A 1,140-nucleotide genomic window follows, 5' to 3' on the forward strand; every position below is an offset into this window, starting at 1 on the left:
AATCGCCAAATGCCTTTCTATATAAGGGTTCCATCCCTTATAACCCCCGTCCATTGCATAACAAAAACCGAAGAACCACTAGAAATCTGCTGGTCACTATTTTCTCTCATAAGCTGCCCGCGTATTTAGGGTTGGCTGAATAAATCTAAAAACCTTGTTGGATAAGACTTTTAGACCTTTTTGAAATCCCAAAGTGGCCGGCATGGGAGTGATCAGGGGGAAAATCCCTGGACTTTTTCCCTGAAAATTAGGTAATTGACCACCTGAAAATTGGTAAAACCCTACACCCCACACCCTACACCCTACACCCAGGAAAAACTTTTTGCCGCAAACCCTAGATAGTCAACAGTTTAGTTGAAACCCGATTAAATTTTCGATCGCTTTGACCAAATCTTGATTAGTCCAATTCCGGTACAAACAAGCAGCGATCGCACATCCCCCCGCACCCACTCCCTCTTTGACAAAACCCTGTTGATAAGCTTGCAAAACCGGGTATTTAGAGGCAGAAAAGTCTAATTGTGTGGCTAATAAAGGCAATTTTCCGATCATGCGGGCTAATCCCACCGTATCCCCTGTTTTATCTTCCGCTACCCAGCGAGTTGTGCCGACGATGATATTTTCCCAGTTAACTGGATAGGCATATTTAGCCACTAGAGCTTGAATTAGGGCAGAAACGGCTAACATTTGGGTTCCTCCGGCGAGGAGTACCCCACCCTGCCCACTGGCGGCGATGGCCATGCCAGCGACGAAAATCTGCTGAGGATCGCCTAGGGCGGCGATTACCTCAAAAGGATCAAAAATTTCTTTTAGGGCTAATCCCTGCTCAACTATTGCCTGTTTCTGAGCATGATTGCACTGGGGATGGCTGCTGTTAACTTTGCCGTTGGCTCGATAACCCAATCCGGTGAGGATGGCGAGGGCGGTGGTGGTGCCGCCGACCACGCACTCGCCGATAATTAGATAACTAGACTGGCGGGCTAATTTTTCTCCCCAAGTTAATCCTTGGGCGAACAGGTGTTTTACTATGGTCAGGTCTAGGGCGCGGCCGGTGGAGAGACAACGGGCCGGTTGTCCCCCCAGTTCGATATAATCGACGGCCGGGGGCAAGGGTAAACCGGCGTTAAAAACGAGGACGGGAAT

The 1,140-nt window shown here is 48.8% G+C and carries 1 protein-coding gene; it reads right to left on the bottom strand.

Annotation, left to right across the window (positions count from 1 at the left end; genetic code table 11):
• Positions 1-342: 342 nt before the first annotated feature.
• Positions 343-1,140 (bottom strand): nicotinate mononucleotide-dependent phosphoribosyltransferase CobT (cobT, locus tag PX482_RS07520; protein WP_288122267.1); only part of this gene is annotated, 798 nt, incomplete at its 5' end.

The sequence above is a fragment of the Microcystis sp. M53602_WE12 genome, assembly GCF_030065455.1.
GTDB classification, from domain to species: Bacteria; Cyanobacteriota; Cyanobacteriia; order Cyanobacteriales; family Microcystaceae; genus Microcystis; species Microcystis aeruginosa.